Annotated in this window: 20 protein-coding genes and 1 pseudogene; 10 read left to right on the forward strand and 11 right to left on the reverse strand. The window is 52.5% G+C overall.

The window, feature by feature from the left end:
* Positions 1 to 67 precede the first annotated feature (67 nt).
* The 4 genes from KNP79_RS07370 to KNP79_RS07385 all read left to right on the forward strand — a co-directional run bounded on the left by KNP79_RS07370 (position 68) and on the right by KNP79_RS07385 (position 2319).
* Complete coding sequence (locus KNP79_RS07370; protein ID WP_131471375.1) at positions 68 to 799, forward strand: SDR family oxidoreductase; 732 nt, start codon at positions 68 to 70, stop codon at positions 797 to 799.
* On the forward strand, positions 799 to 1359 hold the full coding sequence (locus KNP79_RS07375) for a sugar O-acetyltransferase (RefSeq protein ID WP_215191852.1): 561 nt from the start codon (positions 799 to 801) through the stop codon (positions 1357 to 1359). The genes KNP79_RS07370 and KNP79_RS07375 overlap by 1 nt, the downstream gene beginning before the upstream one ends.
* Positions 1356 to 1787 (forward strand): cyclophilin-like fold protein, encoded by a 432-nt coding sequence (locus tag KNP79_RS07380; RefSeq protein WP_215191744.1) that lies wholly within the window; start codon positions 1356 to 1358, stop codon positions 1785 to 1787. Before KNP79_RS07375 ends, KNP79_RS07380 begins: the two co-directional genes overlap by 4 nt.
* A 133-nt stretch (positions 1788 to 1920) precedes the next feature.
* A complete protein-coding gene (locus KNP79_RS07385) occupies positions 1921 to 2319 on the forward strand; it encodes a cytidine deaminase (RefSeq protein ID WP_021066236.1) in 399 nt (132 codons plus the stop codon).
* A gap of 35 nt (positions 2320 to 2354) precedes the next feature.
* Here KNP79_RS07385 and KNP79_RS07390 read toward each other — a convergent pair whose 3' ends face one another.
* Positions 2355 to 3071, reverse strand: a complete 717-nt coding sequence (locus tag KNP79_RS07390) for a polysaccharide deacetylase family protein (protein WP_215191746.1) — start codon at positions 3069 to 3071, stop codon at positions 2355 to 2357.
* 129 nt (positions 3072 to 3200) lie between these two features.
* Positions 3201 to 3959 (reverse strand): MBL fold metallo-hydrolase, encoded by a 759-nt coding sequence (locus KNP79_RS07395; protein WP_029594763.1) that lies wholly within the window; start codon positions 3957 to 3959, stop codon positions 3201 to 3203.
* Positions 3960 to 4077: 118 nt separating this feature from the next.
* Between KNP79_RS07395 and KNP79_RS07400 the strand changes: the two genes are divergently transcribed.
* Positions 4078 to 4485 (forward strand): Lrp/AsnC family transcriptional regulator, encoded by a 408-nt coding sequence (locus tag KNP79_RS07400; protein WP_029594764.1) that lies wholly within the window; start codon positions 4078 to 4080, stop codon positions 4483 to 4485.
* 37 nt (positions 4486 to 4522) lie between these two features.
* Here the strand turns inward: KNP79_RS07400 and KNP79_RS07405 are convergent, their stop codons facing one another.
* The gene (locus KNP79_RS07405; RefSeq protein WP_029594765.1) at positions 4523 to 5242 is read right to left on the reverse strand and encodes a GntR family transcriptional regulator; all 720 of its coding nucleotides are present in this window, start codon (positions 5240 to 5242) and stop codon (positions 4523 to 4525) included.
* Positions 5243 to 5388: 146 nt separating this feature from the next.
* Between KNP79_RS07405 and KNP79_RS07410 the strand changes: the two genes are divergently transcribed.
* Complete coding sequence (locus KNP79_RS07410; protein ID WP_029594766.1) at positions 5389 to 6738, forward strand: 6-phospho-alpha-glucosidase; 1350 nt, start codon at positions 5389 to 5391, stop codon at positions 6736 to 6738.
* Between the two features lie 71 nt (positions 6739 to 6809).
* The gene (locus KNP79_RS07415; RefSeq protein WP_084158362.1) at positions 6810 to 7691 is read left to right on the forward strand and encodes a PTS transporter subunit EIIC; all 882 of its coding nucleotides are present in this window, start codon (positions 6810 to 6812) and stop codon (positions 7689 to 7691) included.
* A 117-nt stretch (positions 7692 to 7808) separates the two neighbouring features.
* Here the strand turns inward: KNP79_RS07415 and tnpB are convergent, their stop codons facing one another.
* Positions 7809 to 8900, reverse strand: coding sequence for an IS200/IS605 family element RNA-guided endonuclease TnpB (tnpB, locus tag KNP79_RS07420; protein WP_029594768.1), 1092 nt, complete (start codon positions 8898 to 8900; stop codon positions 7809 to 7811).
* Between the two features lie 5 nt (positions 8901 to 8905).
* Positions 8906 to 9304: an IS200/IS605 family transposase gene (gene tnpA / locus KNP79_RS07425; RefSeq protein ID WP_029594769.1), complete on the reverse strand. Its 399-nt coding sequence runs from the start codon at positions 9302 to 9304 to the stop codon at positions 8906 to 8908.
* Positions 9305 to 9440: 136 nt separating this feature from the next.
* Here tnpA and KNP79_RS07430 point away from each other — a divergent pair, with 136 nt between their 5' ends.
* Complete coding sequence (locus tag KNP79_RS07430; protein WP_029594770.1) at positions 9441 to 9797, forward strand: PTS sugar transporter subunit IIB; 357 nt, start codon at positions 9441 to 9443, stop codon at positions 9795 to 9797.
* Positions 9798 to 9848: 51 nt separating this feature from the next.
* Here KNP79_RS07430 and KNP79_RS07435 read toward each other — a convergent pair whose 3' ends face one another.
* Together KNP79_RS07435 and KNP79_RS07440 are read right to left on the reverse strand one after the other, a co-directional pair.
* Complete coding sequence (locus tag KNP79_RS07435; protein WP_029594771.1) at positions 9849 to 10118, reverse strand: hypothetical protein; 270 nt, start codon at positions 10116 to 10118, stop codon at positions 9849 to 9851.
* 84 nt (positions 10119 to 10202) lie between these two features.
* Positions 10203 to 11093: a helix-turn-helix transcriptional regulator gene (locus tag KNP79_RS07440; protein WP_035385637.1), complete on the reverse strand. Its 891-nt coding sequence runs from the start codon at positions 11091 to 11093 to the stop codon at positions 10203 to 10205.
* Between the two features lie 75 nt (positions 11094 to 11168).
* Here KNP79_RS07440 and KNP79_RS07445 point away from each other — a divergent pair, with 75 nt between their 5' ends.
* Complete coding sequence (locus tag KNP79_RS07445) at positions 11169 to 11687, forward strand: dihydrofolate reductase family protein (protein ID WP_029594774.1); 519 nt, start codon at positions 11169 to 11171, stop codon at positions 11685 to 11687.
* Positions 11688 to 11723: 36 nt separating this feature from the next.
* Here KNP79_RS07445 and KNP79_RS07450 read toward each other — a convergent pair.
* Positions 11724 to 12065 (reverse strand): annotated as a pseudogene (locus KNP79_RS07450) (FGGY-family carbohydrate kinase); the annotation flags it as partial.
* Positions 12066 to 12163: 98 nt separating this feature from the next.
* Between KNP79_RS07450 and KNP79_RS07455 the strand changes: the two are divergent.
* The gene (locus KNP79_RS07455) at positions 12164 to 13771 is read left to right on the forward strand and encodes a hypothetical protein (RefSeq protein WP_215191748.1); all 1608 of its coding nucleotides are present in this window, start codon (positions 12164 to 12166) and stop codon (positions 13769 to 13771) included.
* Between the two features lie 333 nt (positions 13772 to 14104).
* Here KNP79_RS07455 and gntK read toward each other — a convergent pair whose 3' ends face one another.
* From gntK to gnd, 3 genes are all read right to left on the reverse strand, one after another.
* Entirely contained in the window at positions 14105 to 15604 is a 1500-nt protein-coding gene (gntK, locus tag KNP79_RS07460) for a gluconokinase (RefSeq protein ID WP_371743425.1), read from the reverse strand.
* 17 nt (positions 15605 to 15621) lie between these two features.
* Positions 15622 to 16965 carry a GntT/GntP/DsdX family permease gene (locus tag KNP79_RS07465; RefSeq protein WP_214720306.1) on the reverse strand — a complete coding sequence of 448 codons (1344 nt, stop codon included), beginning with the start codon at positions 16963 to 16965 and terminating at the stop codon, positions 15622 to 15624.
* 82 nt (positions 16966 to 17047) lie between these two features.
* Positions 17048 to 17932 (reverse strand): phosphogluconate dehydrogenase (NAD(+)-dependent, decarboxylating), encoded by an 885-nt coding sequence (gnd, locus tag KNP79_RS07470; RefSeq protein ID WP_214756167.1) that lies wholly within the window; start codon positions 17930 to 17932, stop codon positions 17048 to 17050.
* Positions 17933 to 17951: the final 19 nt, after the last annotated feature.

The following is a 17951-nucleotide window of genomic DNA, read 5'->3' on the forward strand; positions in this document are numbered from 1 at the left end:
AAATAGTAGCATTAGACATGACGCTTGTCCCTTCCTATACTGAAGTCAATCAAAGGAGGAATGGATTATGACCATCAATAAAGTTGTTATCATCATGGGGGCGTCGAGCGGGATCGGCGAAGCGACGGCCCATCTATTGGCCGAACGGGGTGCGAAACTTGTGCTCGCCGCTCGTCGTCTCGACCGGTTGGAAGCCATCCAAGCGAAGCATCCCGAGGCCGATATCGTCATCCAGCAAGCCGATGTCACGGACTACGCAGCTGTTGAGGCGGTGGTGAAGACGGCACTCGACACGTTCGGGACAATCGATGTCTTGTTCAATAACGCTGGCATCATGCCGACCGCGCCCCTCGTCGACGGGCGCCGTGACGAATGGCAGGCCATGCTCGATGTGAACGTGACCGGGGTGTTGAACGGGATTGCCGCCGTGCTTCCAATCATGGAACGTCAACAGTCGGGTCATATCATCGCGACGGATTCGGTGGCCGGCCACGTTGTCTATCCGGAGTCAGCAGTCTACTGCGGGACGAAGTTTGCGGTCCGCGCCATCATGGAAGGCTTGCGCCAAGAACAGCGGGAGAACAACGTCAAATCGACGATCATCTCACCGGGAGCCGTCCAGACCGAACTGTACAACACGATCAGTGACAAACAAGCCGCCCAGGCGCTCCATGAGGCGCAAACCGAGTGGGGATTGACGAGCGAGGACGTGGCTGAAGCGGTCGTCTACGCCATCGACACACCGGACCGGGTCTCTGTCAGCAACCTCATCATCCGTCCGACGAAACAACAGGTGTGATGATGGGTAGCGGATTGAGAGAACGCGTGTCTGGCCGAACGATCACTGCGGGAGAAGCCGTCTTTAAAGAGATTCATCATATTCAACGAGCCATCGAGCCGACACTCATGCGCCTGAATTATCAGTACTTGCCGAAAGACGAGTTCCAGCGGACGCTCTCGGAGCTGCTCGGGCAAGACGTCGCGGACTCGGTCACGGTGCTGCCACCGTTCTATACCGATTTCGGGAAACACATCACGCTCGGGACAGACATCTTCATCAACCGCGGTGTCATGTTCACCGATCTCGGCGGAATCGACATCGAGGACCATGTCTTGATCGGCCCGTTCGCCAAGTTGCTGACGGTCAACCATCCGACCGACCCGACCGAACGGCGCGGCTTGATCACGAAGCCGATTCGCGTGAAACGGAACGCCTGGATCGGGGCCGGGGCGACGATTTTGCCGGGTGTCACCATCGGCGAGAACGCCATCGTCGCGGCCAACGCGACAGTGACGAAAGACGTCCCGGACAATGTGACGGTCGCCGGGACACCGGCCCGTGTCGTTCAGACGTCATGAACGTCATCCGGCTCGGATTGGTCGCTTCCATGTTGTTTCTTGCTGGGTGTGGGGACGACACGGTGAGGAAGCCGGAGAATCAGGAAGGAGTGACGTCACAAGTGGAAACGATAACCGCTTCAGTACGTTTCGAGGACAATCCGACAGCCGAGGCGCTCCGAGCCCGTCTGCCACTCACGCTGTCGATGCAGGATTTGCATCTGAACGAGAAGTATTTCTATTTTGATGAACCGTTGCCGACGAACCCGGAACGTGTCGGCTCGATTCGGGCCGGGGATGTCATGCTGTATGGAGATGACTGTCTCGTCTTGTTTTATAAAGACGTCGAGACGAGTTATGCGTATACGCGCATCGGTCGGGTCGAGGACTTCTCCACGCTTGCACCGCTACTCGGGAGCGGGACGGTCGAGCTGACGTTTCAAAACTGATCAAACGTTGTGACCGCTTTCAAAATTTCATTGACTTCTCTGTTGTTTGAGGTGTATGCTAAAAATCCTGCCCAAAAAAGAGAGGCCGGGAACTGGCATCAGTTCATTATGAGTCAGAGAGGAACATGATCCCATGAACCAACAACAATTAGTCGAGCGTGCCCGCCAAGTGAAAGAGAACGCCTACTCGCCGTATTCAAACTTCCGCGTCGGAGCAGCGCTTCTCATGAAGGACGGTACGGTCATCGACGGCGTCAACGTCGAGAACGTCTCGTTCGGTGCGACGAACTGTGCCGAGCGTACGGCCATCTTCACAGCGGTCGCGCAAGGTTATAAAAAAGGGGATTTCGAAGCCGTCGCGGTGTCAGGTGACACGGTCGACTTCTTGCCGCCATGCAGCATCTGCCGGCAAGTGCTCGTCGAGTTCGGCGACCCAGACTTCAAAGTGTTGCTCACGAACGGCAACGCGGACGTGAAAGAAGTGACGTTGGAAGAGCTCGTCCCGCTCGCATTCACAGAGTTAGAGATGTAAACAAAAATGCTGGGTCCACAGGGACTCAGCATTTTTCATTCATTCGGTTCCCACGGATTGAAAAAGTTATACGCGGGATGCACGCCTTCTAGCGTCCGAAACTCATAGTCGCGTTCTTTCGCATAGCGGATAATCGTATCGAGCGCTTGCGGTGTCATCGAGTGATCGTGTGCCAAGATGATCGAGGCGATATTCATTTCATAGTTCGCCTCGAGCCGATTGAACACACGTTGCTCGATTGGCGCGTTGTCTTTCTTATAGATGTGATCGAGACTGCCGACGTTCCAGTCCCAAATCTCAAAACCGGCCTCGTCCATCGCTTTCCAGTGCGCAGGCGTCATCCCGGCGTCACTACCATAAATCGTGCGGGCCATGTTCGTATGGATCCCCGTCATTTCGTAGATGAGGCGTTGCACGTCCTTCATTTGACGCACGGCCGTCATCGGCGACGCATAAAACTCCTCACGCACATGTGTCATCCCATGCAAGGCGATGAGATGGCCTTCGGCGACGATGCGTCGGATGAGATGCTCATTTCCCTTGATATTTTTCCCGAGGATGAAGAAGGTCGCTTTGACCCGATGCTTTTTCAAGACGTCGAGCAACGCTCCCGTCTTCCGATTCGGCCCGTCATCGAGCGTCAAATAGATGAGACTGCGGTCGTTATAAGCTTTCGGTTTCGGGATCGCCGCCTGAGATAGGGAGCTGATTAACAAAAAGATGGACATGAGTAAAATGACGCGTTTCTTCATTCTAACAAAACTCCCTCGAGGCAAAAAACGGGTGACATGGCATCGGTATGAAGCATAGAATACCACAAACAGGAGTCAAAAATGAAGCTAAAAATGCCCCTGACGTGGAAGGTCAGGGGCATCGTATCGTTATCGTGAAATCGTCTCGCCGTCTTCTGGAACGATGAGTTGATCGGCGAAGCTGTGTGATGTCGCATAAGCACGTAAGTCAGGACGCGACAACTTCCAATGATTGACCGCTTCCATATGGACCGCGATAATCGTCGCGGCTGGAGCCGCCTCATGCACATGGCGGACGTCCTGTTCGTTCATGACGAGCGACCCGCCTTCGACGAATTGGTTGTCCCCGGCGTTGACGACGATGACTGCTGGTTGATGCGTTTGAATCGTCTTGGCGACTTCGTCATACCAAACCGTGTCCCCGGCGACATAGAGCGTCTGTTCCGAAGGATGGGTGAAGACGACACCGCACACGTAACCGGCCATTTCTAAAATCGGACCGCGACCGTGCTCTCCTGCTGTCTTCGTGAGGCTGATTCCTTCGAATGCTGTCGTGTCGCTCAACACGGTCACGTTCGTGAAGCCGTCGCCTTCGATGACAGTCAAATCGTCCTCGTTTTGCACGAAGAGCGGGATCGCTTTCGGCAGAACTTGTTTCGCGACCTCGTCGTAGTGGTCGAGATGCAAGTGGGTCAAGATGACGGCGTCGACGCCTGTCAGAATGTCGTCAATCGCGATTGGCAGGTCGGCCAATGGATTAGCGTCTTGCCGTTCCGAGTTCGGGAACGGGGGATAGGCACCCTTCTCCCCGAGGAACGGGTCGATGAGGAACGTTTTCCCGGCGTATTCGACGCGGAGTGTGGCATTACGGATCAGTTGTACGTGCATAGAAAAATCTCTCCTTTTAGCTATAATGTATGTACAGTCTACCAAGCAGCCGTCTTTTCATACATAACACGAATCAAGTGTTTGGACGGATTGGCTTGAATCGTGAAAGGAGTCACCTATGCTCGATCCAACAGATCGCCTCATCATCGAGGCGTTACAGGCGAACAGCCGGATAACGATGAAAGAGCTCGGGGCACACGTACACTTGACCGGACAGGCGACGGCGACGCGCGTCAAGAAGCTCGAAGACCTCGGCATCATTGAAGGATATACGATTCGCGTGAACGAGGACAAGCTCGGGCTACCGGTCCACGCGATGATCACCATCTTTACGTCGAGCACATTCCACGACCCGTATCTCATGTTCCTCGAGGAACACCGGCCGTACGTCCGCAATAACTACAAGGTGAGCGGGGACGGCTGTTACGTCTTGGAATGCCGATTCCCGTCGAACCAAGAGCTGAACGCCTTTTTGGACGGGCTCAGTAAGTACGTCAATTATAAGTTGTCGATTGTCATTAACTGACGAAGGACCTGTGAATCGTTTGATTCACAGGTCCTTTTTAATGTCTTCGTCCGGCGCGGATGATGAAGCGGTATTCTTCACTCTTGAAATACGTTTCTGTGAACTCAAACCGACTGCCATCCATAAGAAACGAATAGAGTTCGACTTTGAGTACGGGCGTTCGTTCACTCACTCCGAGCATCTCGGCAATCTCTTTTGTCGGGAGCACCGGGATGAACTCTTGGACGCTGTCCGCAATCTTGAACTGTTTGACTTCTTCGATATAGGCGTACTTCGATTGCGACATCACTTCGTACGTCAAGTCGGGGAACAGCTTTAGCGGCAAGTATGTGTCCTCGACGATGAGCGGTTCGCCGTCTGCGAATCGTTGGCGCCTCACGTAGAAGACGAGCTCGCCATCTTCGAGTTCGAGTGCCTCTCGCACTTTCTCACTCGGTGGCTGCAACGTGAAGGTGAGTACTTTGTTCGTCACTTCTTTCCCTTCTCGTTTCATGTCTTCCGTGAAGCTTTTTAATTCGTACATGTTGTGTTCAATCTTTTCGGACTGGACGTATGTGCCGCTGCCCTGTCGTTTCCATAAGAGACCTTCCTCTTGGAGCAATTTGACCGCCTGCCGGACAGTCACTCGACTGACGCTGAACTCTTCGACGAGTTGAGCCTCGGTCGGAATCGCCTCACCGGGCGCCCACGTGCCGGACTCGATAAACGTGCGCATTTTGTGGGCGACTTGTTGGTAGAGCGGTGATTTTGCTTTCATGACTGACCCTCCGATTTCGACCTGAATTCATACTTCTAGTATACACAAAGTAAAATGTTTTCAAAAATATTGTTGACGTTTAAAATAATATGTATTAAATTTGTATTGTAATCAATAAGATATGTATTCGAAAGGGGAACGCACACATGAAACAAGGACAACGCCTCGTCGTCGTCGGTGGCGGCAGCACGTACACAATCGGTATGATTATGAGCTTGATCGAAGAGAAGGCTCACTTCCCACTACGTTCAATCACGTTTTACGATACGGATGGTGAGCGCCAGGAGCGTGTCGCCAAAGCGACTGAAATCATCTTGCGTGAGGATTACCCAGAGCTCGAGCTGTTCGAGTATACGACGGACAAAGAATACGCCTTCCGCGACAAGGACTTCTTCTTCGTTCAAATTCGAACGGGCGGCCTGGAGATGCGCGAGAAAGATGAACAGATTCCGCTCCGTCACGGCGTGGTTGGACAAGAGACGTGTGGACCGGGTGGGATGTCGTACGGGATGCGGTCGATTGGGGACATGATTGATCTCGTCGCAGACATCCGCCAAGGCTCACCGGACGGTTGGATCTTAAATTATACGAACCCGGCCGCAATCGTCGCCGAGGCGTTGAAGCGTGCCTACCCGAATGACAAAAAGATTTTGAATATCTGTGACATGCCGGCCGCAATCATGGTGAGCTACGCGAAGATTCTCGGCAAAGAAATTTGGGATCTCGTGCCGGAATACTTCGGCCTCAACCACTTCGGTTGGTTCACAGGCATCTATGACAAAGAAGGCAACGAATTGACGGAAGACATCAAGCGCGCCATCTTAGAGGACGGGTTTATCCCAGAAGACTCAGAGATCGCAAACGACCCATCTTGGATCAAGACGTTCAAGCAAGTCGAGAAGATGCTCACCGACTTCCCGGAATACTTGCCGAATACGTACCTTCAGTATTATTTGTATCCGTCCGACATGGCGGAGAAGGAAGACGTAGAGAACACGCGGGCCCGTCAAGTCATCAACGGCCGCCAACAACGTGTCTTCTCGATGTGCGATCAAATCATCGCTGACGACTCGCTAGAGAACGTGCATCTTGAAGTCGACATCCACGGTTGCTACATGATTCGCGTCGCAGCGTCACTCGCCTACAACAATGGCGACATCTTCATCGTCATGGTGAAGAACGACGGCATCATCGCTAACTTGCCGGATGATGCGATGGTCGAAGTGCCGGCGATGCTCACGAACCGTGGACCGAAACCGTTCGCTGTCGGACACATTCCTCGCTTCTACAAAGGGATGATTGAAGGGCAGCTCGCCTACGAACAGCTCGTCGTCGACGCCTATTTCGAGAACAGCTATGAAAAGGCACTCCAGGCACTCACGCTCAACCGGACCGTCGTCGATGCGCCGGTCGCCCGTCAAATCCTTGACGATTTGATTAACGAGAACGAAAACTATTGGCCGGCCCTCAAACAACGGGAGACGGTCGCACGCTAAAGACGAAGGGGAGTCACTCCCCTTTGTTCGTTTTGAGAATTGATAACGCTTACACACGAGGAATGAATCAAATGAGTCAATGGTTCGGGGTATTTCAAAAATTCGGGAAGGCGCTCATGGTACCAGTCGCGCTCTTGCCGGCGGCCGGTATTTTACTTGGTCTCGGCGCGGCGCTAACAGGTCCGCTTGCAGAAAGTTGGACGTTTTTACAGAACGGGACGGTCGAAGCGATCAGTGCCGGGATGCTTCAAATCGGGTTGAGTATCTTCGCCAACTTGCCAATCATCTTTGCGATTGGCGTCGCGGTTGGTCTGTCCGGCGGGTCGGGAATTGCGGCACTTGCCGCACTCGTCGGCTACGTCATCATGAACACGACGATCTCGATTGCCCTTGGGATCACACCGGAAATGGCGGCTGAGAGCGGGGAGTACGGCATGTTGCTCGGTATCCCGTCACTTGAGACGGGTGTGCTCGGTGGAATCGCGGTCGGCTTGCTTGCGGTCTGGGTGTATAAAAAATTCCACACGTTCAACCCACCAGAGATGCTCGGCTTTTTCGCTGGAGATCGTTCGGTCGGTATCGTCATGGTATTCTTCTCCATCTTGCTCGGTTTCTTTATGATGCTCATTTGGCCGCCGATTCAGACCGGCCTCACAGCGATGGCGAATGTCATCGCGAGTGATGCGACGAATCCGGCTTACGTCGGGTTATACGGAATGCTCGAACGGTTATTGATTCCGACCGGATTACATCACATCTGGTACGCACCGTTCTTATGGACGTCACTTGGCGGCACGGCGACGGTTGACGGTTCGATTGTGAGCGGGGACCAATATATTTTCCTCGCCCAAATCGCCGAATGTGTTGCCAGGGACGCCGCGCTGGTGGATGAACCTCGTCGTTGGGGCCGGATTCTTCTTCGTCTATTACGGCATCTTCACGTTCGCGAGTGAACTACTCACCACTTATTCGCTTCGCAAATTGAAGTGGGAGCTTCTTGGGAAGACCGTACTTCTACTAGCCACGATTGTTTACCAAGCTCGTCGGGTGGTTCCCACCCTGAAGGTATTTCAGTCTGCCAACATCAACAGGTTGATGCTCGCATTGATGTCGCGGTCATGATGAGCGCCACACGTACACGTCCATTCGCGTACATCCACTGTTTTCTTCTCGCCTTTTTCACCGCAGGAAGAGCAGATTTGTGTCGATGCGTACCATTGGTCGGCCTTGATGAGCGTCCGTCCGTAGAACTTGCACTTGTATTCTAACTGTCGGACGAACTCGTACCAACTGACGTCTGCGATTGATTTCGCGACCTTGTGGTTCTTCATCATATTTTGCGACTTCAGCGTCTCCACGACGATGACTTGGTTCTCGTCAACGATTCGTTTCGACAGTTTGTGAAGGAAGTCTTTGCGTTGGTTTACGATTTTCTCATGTTTCTTGGCGAGGATCAGCTTGGCCTTCTCTCGATTCTTGCTTCCGGTCTTCTTACGCGACAGGGCACGCTGCGCCTTCTTGACCTTCTCTTCCGACTTACGAAGGAAGCGAGGATTGTCAATCTTCTCAGAAACCATCTCGTCATTTGTCACGATAGCAAAGTGTTCCAAACCGAGATCGATCCCGATCTTGTTCTTGGCAGGAACCCATTTTTCCTCGCCTTGATTGACAAGGATGGAGATGAAGAACTTGCCCGTCTTCGTCATCGAGACCGTCGCGGACTTGATGATCCCCTCGAAAGGACGATGTTGTTTGAACCGCACGAACCCCACCTTAGGGAGTCTCACCTTCCCGTCCTCGATCCGGACGCTCCCGTTCTGATTGTTGGTCGTGTAGGAGGCGCGGTCGCCGTGCTTCGATTTGAACTTCGGGAACCCGACAGACTTGTCGCGGAAGAAGTTGGCATACGCCTTGTTCAAGTCCATCTGGGCGTTCGCCAGGGATAGACTGTCGACCTCTTTCAAGAAAGGGAACTCGGGCTTGTACTTCGCCGGGGTCGGGAGCTTCTGCTTCGCGTCAGGGTTCAGCCTCGACTCTTCATATAACCGGATCCGTTCCTCGAGCATCTTGTTGTAGACGAAACGGACGCAACCGAACGTCTTCATGAAGTGTTCTCGTTGTGGCTTTGTCGGGTATAGTCGAAACTTGTACGCCTTCAGCAAAGTGATCACTCCTCTCCTTGTTTTTCGATGTATTGCCTGATGACGTCGATCGTCGCACCGCCGGTCGTCACGAGGCAGTAGCTTCGAGACCAGAACATTTCTTTCCATAGTCGTCTCTTGACGTGCGGAAAGTCTCGTTTGATCAGTCGGCTGCTGGCGCTCTTGTAGGCGTTCAGAAACTTCGACATCTCTGTGTTCGGGTGGGCTTTGAACAACACATGGATATGGTCGCCGTCATGATTCCATTCGGTCAGTGTGATATGGTATGACGCGCCGATCCGTTCGAACGTCTGTCTCGCGAACTCCGAGACGTCTTCGTCAATCACCTTGCGTCTATATTTGACCACCAGGACGAGGTGGTAATTCAGAAGAAAGACTGAATGTTTGTTTGTATCCATTTTCATTCATATATCAGTCCTTTTGATTGGTTACACTGATTGTATCAAGAACATACAATCTCGACAAGACGGGCGATTCATCTCCCACCTACGCTGGGCTTCGCCCCGAGACACTTAGAGGAGGGAGAATTCTCGCCTAATTTTGTTAAAAAAATGGAACTTGGCGACGCCGGGCCGAGGGGGACAAGAGACGAAACTGTTTACCCGCAAAGACTACAATGAAAAGAAATCAGGAAAGACATCAATCCAAACGACGGCACTTGCCATTCAAGAGGCGCTCGGTGGCCGTGACAACATCATCGATATCGATGCCTGTTTCACACGTCTTCGTGTCGAATTGAAAGATGTGTCCCAAATCGATGAGGACGAGTTGAAGGCACTCGGGGCAGCCGGGGTCGTGAAAGTGAAAAATAACATCCAGGCCATCTTTGGAGGACTCTCGGATTTGTACAAGAATGAGTTGCTCAAACTGCATAAAGAGATGGACCAAGCGAATTGAAAAAAGAGCTCAACCGATTTACGGTTGGGCTCTTTGTCCGAGATGAGAAGGTTAGTTCGTAACCGACGAGGCACGATAAAATTGAGCGCCTTTGATGAGTGTCGAAGCGACGAGACCGATAGCGAGCGGCAGCGTGATGACGCCAATCCCTTGCTCAATGACGATCATGTTGCCTTCCTCATAATAGCCTTTCAAGTAGAACATCCCTGAACCGATCGTCTCGTTCAGTTCGAGCGTCGAGACGTTAAGGTACACCATGATAGCGAACAATGAGATGACACTGATTGAGACGAATAATTTTGAAAACGATAGCTTGGTCATGCGAACGCTCCTTTACATGTAGCAATATGGAGTCATATTACTATATAAAGACAATTCTTACATGAGGACAAAGCATCGATTTGATTAACGATACCGGTTCCATAACCGCTCCGCCTGCTCCCGCATCATCTCCCGCAGTTCAATCGGCTCGACGACCTCGACTTCCGCTCCGGCGGCGAGTAATTGTCGGGACAAGAACGGAAGCTCGGCTTCTGGCACGTCCCACTCATTCTTCCTATCGATATCGGGTAATACGTCTTCAAGTAGACGGCGGCCGAGCGGCGTGAGCTCGAGTCGAACGGTCACCCCGATTCGTTCGTCACTTGTCTTGAGGAGCGTTGCCAAATCGTCCGCTTCGAATGTCTCATCGAGTAGACGCATCGCTTCAATCCGGTCAATCCGATATTGACGCAGTCCATAATCAGAGAGGCCATACACATACCACTTTAAATCGAGGAGCGCCATCCCGCACGGGGCGATCGTGAACGTACGTGATCCTTTCGTTGTTGCGTACGTCAGCTCGATTTTTTGTCTCTGTTCGACCGCCAGAAAAACGTCTTTCGTGAACGGGGCGGGTGGTGCGGTCTTGTTCCCGAGCCAAAGAATGTTCTTCTCGAGCCGAGCAATTTTCGTCTCAAGATCGTGCGGCAATTCGTTCACGTACCAGTCGGACAACGAGTCGCGTAACTCCCCGAACGGAACGTCCGGAATCTGTTCCATCCATTTGAGCGTCAGGTAGAGTGCGACCGCTTCTTGCTCCCGAAGTTGGAGCGGCGGGAGCAATCGGTTCGGCAACATCTCATAACCGCCACCCGTGCCGGGGACGCTCCAAATCGGATAGCCGATTTTCTCGAGCGTCAGCATGTCGCGCTGAATCGTTCGGACTGAGGCGCCTGTTTCAGCGGATAGCTCGTCTGCCGTGAACCGGCGCCCGCGATTCAACAATCGAATCAACTGTAAATGTCGTTTTTTCATATTATCCATTCCCGTCAAGTTTTGTCGTGTTTATCAAGTAAGCTGAATGTATCACGAATCAAGGAGGAATTCATCATGGCAAACGTCGTCTTATATATCGCGACAAGTTTAGATGGAAAGATTGCGCGAACGAACGACCAACTCGAGTGGTTGTTCGCGGTCGAAGGGGAAGGGGACAACGGCTACGCCGACTTCTTCCAAACGGTCGGTGCCGTCATCATGGGACGGAAGACGTACGAGGAAGTGCTCGTGCTTGAGCCGGACGGTTACCCTTACGACAACATCCCGAACTACATTTTGACACGCAGCCCGGACCGAGAAGCCGAGCACGTCACATTCACGGATGAGCCGATCGAGCAGCTCGTCGAACGATTGAAGCAAGACATTGACGGGGACATCTGGCTCGTTGGGGGAGGAGAGGTCATCAAGGCGGCGATGGAGCACGACTTGATCGACAGCTATGAGATTGCCATCGCGCCGGTCGTATTAGGCGAAGGGATTCCGCTCTTCCCGGAAGGCACGAAAGAGACGAAGTTGAAACTGACGAGCCAACGCGCGTCGGGACAGTTCGTCATGGTGACGTACGAGCGGTAAACGAAAGGCCGAGTTCACGATGAACTCGGCCTCTTCTTATACATGCTTCCGTTGGAACGCGGCAATCGCTTCATACTCTTCCGCGAGATGACGAGAGAGCCGGATATAAATCGGCAGCAGCTCCCGGTAAATCGTGGTCGCTTCATGATTTGGCGCATGCTCATGCGTCACTTGCGGCACGGCCGTGAAGTCGTCGATGTCGCCGAACGCGTACTCGCCGAGCATGACCGCACCGAGACACGAGCTCTCGTGGCTTTCCGGAACAACGACCGGCGTATCGAAAATGTCGGCCATCAACTGGTGCCACAGGCTTGACTGGGCGAACCCACCCGTCGCGTGAATCAGGTTCGGCGCGCCCTTCAATTCGTCGAGCGTCAATTTGAAATAATTACCCCTTCGTTAAAAAAACACCACCTCCCTACTAAAAAACATTATATGATGGACAATGTTGGGAATTTGTAGAAAAGAGGGTATTTATGAAGAAAATATTAGCATTTATTCTAGGGGTTTTAATGTCAATCAGTGGATTGATGCAAGTCGACGCAGCAGTGACAACACCAAATGTTAGCAAATTATCACAGGCAATCACTGACGAGTTCAAAGTGGTGGGAGACAAACTTTATGGTATTGGTGATAGAGATGGACTTGTTTTGTATGATTTAAAGACTGGAACACTGTTACGTGATTATGAAACGTATAGCTCATACTCAAAGTTGGCCGTATCTGATGACGAGTCTCATGTCGTATTGATGTGGTCATACGGTATTCGATCGTTTAATACGTTTGGTGAAGTAAAAGAGGAAATTGAAAAAATTGAATTTGGCCCGTCAATGATGGAAAGCTTTGAAGGCGGCGGAGATTTTCTTCCGAACAGTTCCGTATTGATTCTATCTGGTGATGAAAAGTTAACGGCCTACGACATGACAACAAATGAAGTAAAATGGATGCGTGGAGCCGAGTCCGGCAACGTAACGACCTCAGAGCATTACATTCTTGTTGAAAATCAAAACAGTGGTCGATTATACACGCATGAAGGCGAATTCGTCCATGAATGGACCGATGTCAATGACATCTCAATAAGTCAAAATGACAAAGTTGTCGTCGTTGGAGACAAAATGGTCAGTAGTTTCGGAGCAAATTCATATGACAAACCTATTCATTCGTTACAAGTACAAGCAACGATTGCAGATATTGAATCGAGCGGACAATTCGTCACCATCAATAACACACCCTATACGTTTGATTTAAAAAAGATTTACATGAATACAGACTTTGGAGGCAAATCAATTGATTTAACCGCGAGCGCAAAATATGTGTTAGCGACAGATTGGGACTATACATATGTGTACTTGGCAAATGGATTCATGGAACGTTCAATATCAGCTTATATTCCATCTACTCTTCAGAAATTGACAGCAGGGACTACGTATAATACGTCGCTCATGGTTAAAGTAGCATCTGGAAAAACAACTAGTGTGAAAAAAGGAGTTGTCTGGACCACGGACAAGCCTCAAATCGCTTACGTTAAAGACGGAAAAATTGTTGCAAAAAGTAAAGGAACCGTTACGTTAAAAGCCACTTACGAAGGACTAACGGCTAAACGCACGGTTACTGTGTTACCGGATCCGCGTCCATCTGATTATAGTTGGCTATTATCACAGAAAGCTCAGATGGGGAGAGGGACTTTCGTTGGAAGTCCTCATAAACTGTATGGTGATTATGCAAAGGTGAAAGGTTCAGCTGGAACGTTTGAAAGCGATTGGGGCTTTGGATATAAAGGTCGTCACCAAGGCGAGTTCATGTTCACTTCAAGTTCCAAACCTCAAAAAATTAACATTATCACCATGTCGCCGTCTCTTCAAAAACGCGATATTACGAAGTACGAGTTTCAGAAAGTGTTCGGAAAACCACGGAATTCTAATGGGGACTATTGGGAAACTTTTAAATTTACAAAAGCAGGGAAAAAATTAAGCGGATATTATATTGAAGAAGTAGCTGAATATAAAATCAACAACAAATTACCGATGTATGTATTCTATGATTCGAACTACCGTGTCCGCTACATTTCTCTTTACTCAAAATAATGCTAGTTCAATAGGTGCTAATTCGTTTTTTTTTGAACTGAAGCCTGAATGATAGACACTTGATAAAAAGTGCGCATTCAGGTTTTTTTGCGTGCAATCGAATTTATATAACGAGCCTATTTATTCAGACGGCGGAACTCATCCATGAGTAAAATCATTTTCAACGAACATCAGATTAGGCAGCTCGAGTCAAATCCGAACTTCGAGTCGGTCTAGGAGCGACTAATCCAGTACACGGGCGATTTCAAGGTACGGGCCGTCCTCGAGAATCAGGAAAGAAAGGCCACCCCTCAAATGACGAAAGACCAAGTTCGCAATGAACTTGGTCTTTTCTCATACATGCTTCCGTTGGAACGCGGCAATCGCTTCATACTCTTCCGCGAGATGACGAGAGAGCCGGATATAAATCGGCAGCAACTCCCGGTAAATCGTGGTCGCTTCATGATTCGGCGTATGTTCGTGCGTCACTTGCGGTACGGCCGTGAAGTCGTCGATGTCCCCGAACGCATACTCGCCGAGCATGACCGCACCGAGACACGAGCTCTCGTGGCTCTCCGGCACGACGACCGGCGTATCGAAAATGTCGGCCATCATCTGACGCCACAGGCTCGACTGGGCGAACCCACCCGTCGCGTGAATCCGGTTCGGCGCGCCCGTCAATTCGTCGAGCGCCAGCATGACCGTATACAAGTTGAAGATGACACCTTCTAACACCGAGCGGATGAAGTGCTCGCGCTTATGGTGGATACTCAAGCCGAAGAACGAGCCGCGTGCGTTCGAGTCCCAGAGCGGAGCCCGTTCCCCCATCAAGTACGGATGGAACAATAGACCGTCCGAGCCAGGCTTGACCGTCTCGGCGATACGCGTCAACACATCATACGCGTCCATCCCGAGCCGTTTCGCCGTCTCGACCTCGCTCGCCGCGAACTCGTCGCGGAGCCAGCGCAAGATGATGCCGCCGTTATTGACCGGCCCACCGATGACCCAATGCTTGTCGGTCAAGGCGTAACAGAAGATGCGGCCTTTCGGGTCCTCGACCGGTTCGCGGACGACTGAGCGGATGGCACCGCTCGTCCCGATCGTGACGGCGACGACGCCTTGTTCGAACGCCCCGACCCCGAGGTTGGATAACACACCGTCACTCGCCCCAATGACGAGCGGGAAGTCCCAACCGAGCGTCTCAACAACATCCGATTTAAGCGTTAAAATCTCCGTCGTCGGCACGAGCTCAGACAGTTGCTCGGGCGTGACCCCCGCGACGTCGAGCGCCTCCGCATCCCAGTCACAGTTTTTCAAATTGAACAGCCCTGTCGCCGAGGCAATCGAGTGGTCGATGACGAAGCGCCCGGTCAGGCGATAGAAGACGTACTCTTTAATGGAGACGAACTTGGCCACGTGGTTGAACACGTCCGGATGCTCGGCTTTTAACCAACGCAGCTTCGATAACGGTGCCATCGGATGGACCGGTGTGCCGGTACGCATATGGAGCGCACTCGCATCGAAGTCGCGTTTAATTTCTTGCGTATACGGGTTGGCCCGGCTGTCGGCCCACGTGATGCTGTGGGTGAGCGGGCGACCTGAAGCATCGAGCGCAATCAGGCTGTGCATCGCCGAACTGAACGAGGCGAAGCGGACCGGACCGTCGGCTTTGGCGCGGACGGCGGAAATCGCCTCGAGCACGGCCCCGTAGATGACGACCGGGTCTTGCTCGGCCGTCTCCGTGTCCGGGGTGAGAAGCGGGTACAACACGTTATGTACCGCGAGTTGTTGCTGGTTATGGAACAGGACGGCTTTCGTGCTCGTCGTCCCGATATCGACGCCAATCGTGTACACACACATCACTTCCTAACTTAAATGATAAACAAGCTGATCAAGAAGACGACCGCGAAGCCGGTCAATCCGATAATCGTTTCCATGACGGTCCACGACTTGAGCGTGTCTTTCACGTCCAACCCGAAGTAGCGGTTGACGAGCCAGAAACCTGAGTCGTTGACGTGCGAGAGTACCGTCGCACCCGAGGCGATTGAGATAACGATGAGGCCGAGCGCGGCACCGGTGATATTTTGAAGTTCGAGAAGCGGCGTGATGAGTCCTGCCGCCGTGACCATCGAGACGGTCGCCGAACCTTGGGCGACACGGACGACGGCCGCAATCAAGAAGGCGAGCACAATCGCCGGGAGTGCTGAACCGGCCATCATTTCTCCGAGCACGTCACCGACACCTGAGTCGATCAACACTTGTTTGAACACGCCACCGGCACCCGTGACAAGGATGATAATCCCGGCCGGTTCGAGTGCTTTCGTCGCAATCTCTTGCACTTCGTCACGCGTATAGCCGCGGCGTGTGCCGAGGAAGATGAACGTGAGCAGCGTCGCGAGCGTCAAGGCGACGAACGGGTGACCCATGAACGTGAAGAACGTGCGGATGCCGTTGCCTTCTTCAAGCAAGACGGCGGACAACGTGTTGGCGAGAATCAACACGAGCGGAATCGAGATGAGCGAGACAATCATCTTGAAGCTCGGCAGTTCTTTCGACGTATCAATCTCTTCGAACTCCATATAGTCCGGGATAGTGACGTGAATTTTCTTGGCGATATACTTCGCAAAGATTGGCCCGGCGAGAATTGTTGCCGGAATCCCTGCGATGACCCCGAACAAGATGACCCAGCCGAGCTCGGCACCAATCAAGTTGGCGACGGCAATCGGACCCGGCGTCGGCGGGATGAAGCTGTGCGTGACGGCGAGACCCGCGAGGAGCGGAATCCCGTAGTACAAGAGCGAGCGGCCCGTCTTTTTGGCGAGGCCATAAACGATTGGAACGAGAATGATAAAGCCGACGTCGAAGAAGACCGGGACGGCGACGATAAAGCCGGTGAGGGCAAGTGCCCATTGCGCCTTGTCTTCTCCAAACTTATTGACGAGCGTCTGGGCGAGGCGTTCCGCACCACCCGAGACTTCTAACATCTTACCGAACATAGCACCGAGACCGACGACGACGGCGACGAAGCCGAGCGTTCCGCCCATCCCGTTCTGGATCGAGGCGATGACGTCCCCGAGCGGCATACCGGCCGCGACCCCGACGAGTAGACTGACGAGGAGAAGTGAGACGAAGGCGTGAAGCTTCGTCCGCATGACTAAGAATAAGAGCAAGAAAATTCCTGCGACTGCGATTAAAATGAGTGTCGAACCCGACATATGTATTTCCCCCTTTACCGTATGTGTAACCGTTTACAAATATTTACAAAGGAAAAGGCCACCCCTGACCTTTTCCTTGCGGTTATTTCTTGACGACCGCGTGGCCCCCGAACTCGTTGCGGAGCGCGGCGACGACTTTCCCTGAGAACGTGTCGTCCTCGAGCGAGCGATAGCGCATCATGAGCGACATGGCGATGACCGGGGCCGCCGCCTGTAACTCGAGCGCCGTCTCGACCGTCCATTTTCCTTCCCCTGAGGAATGCATGACGCCGCGGATGTCGTCGAGCTTCGCGTCTTTCGAGAACGCGTTTTCCGTCAACTCCATGAGCCATGAGCGGACGACTGAACCGTGGTTCCAGACGCGGGCGACTTGCTCGTAGTCGTAATCGAACGGGCTCTTCTCCAAGATGTCGAACCCTTCGGCGATCGCCTGCATCATTCCGTACTCGATACCGTTATGAATCATCTTCAAGAAGTGGCCGCTGCCAGCCGGTCCTGTGTACAAGTAGCCATTCTCGACCGAGAGGTCCTTGAAGATCGGCTCGATCGTCGGCCAGGCGTCGGCGTCACCACCGACCATCGTGCAGGCGCCGTTGCGGGCACCTTCCGTGCCGCCGCTCGTCCCGCAGTCGAAGAAGGCGATGCCTTTGGCACTGAACTGTTCGGCGCGTACGACCGACAGCTTGTAGTTCGAGTTGCCGCCATCGATGACGATGTCACCCGGTTCGAGTTTTTCAAGCAGTTCTGCCAGTACGGCCTCAGTGATGTCACCGGCCGGCACCATCGCCCAGACGACGCGTGGCGTCTCGAGCGAGTTGACGACGTCCTCAAGCGTCGGCACGATCTCAAACTTCGATGTAGCCTCGACGTTCCCGGCGTCCGTCCCGACGACGTTGTGACCGTGGTCGCTCAAGTTGAGCGCCAAGTTGTATCCCATCTTGCCTAATCCAATCAAACCGATTTGCATATCGTCACCTCTAAATCGA

The organism is Exiguobacterium sp. s7 (assembly GCF_018618195.1).
GTDB classification, from domain to species: Bacteria; Bacillota; Bacilli; order Exiguobacteriales; family Exiguobacteriaceae; genus Exiguobacterium; species Exiguobacterium mexicanum_A.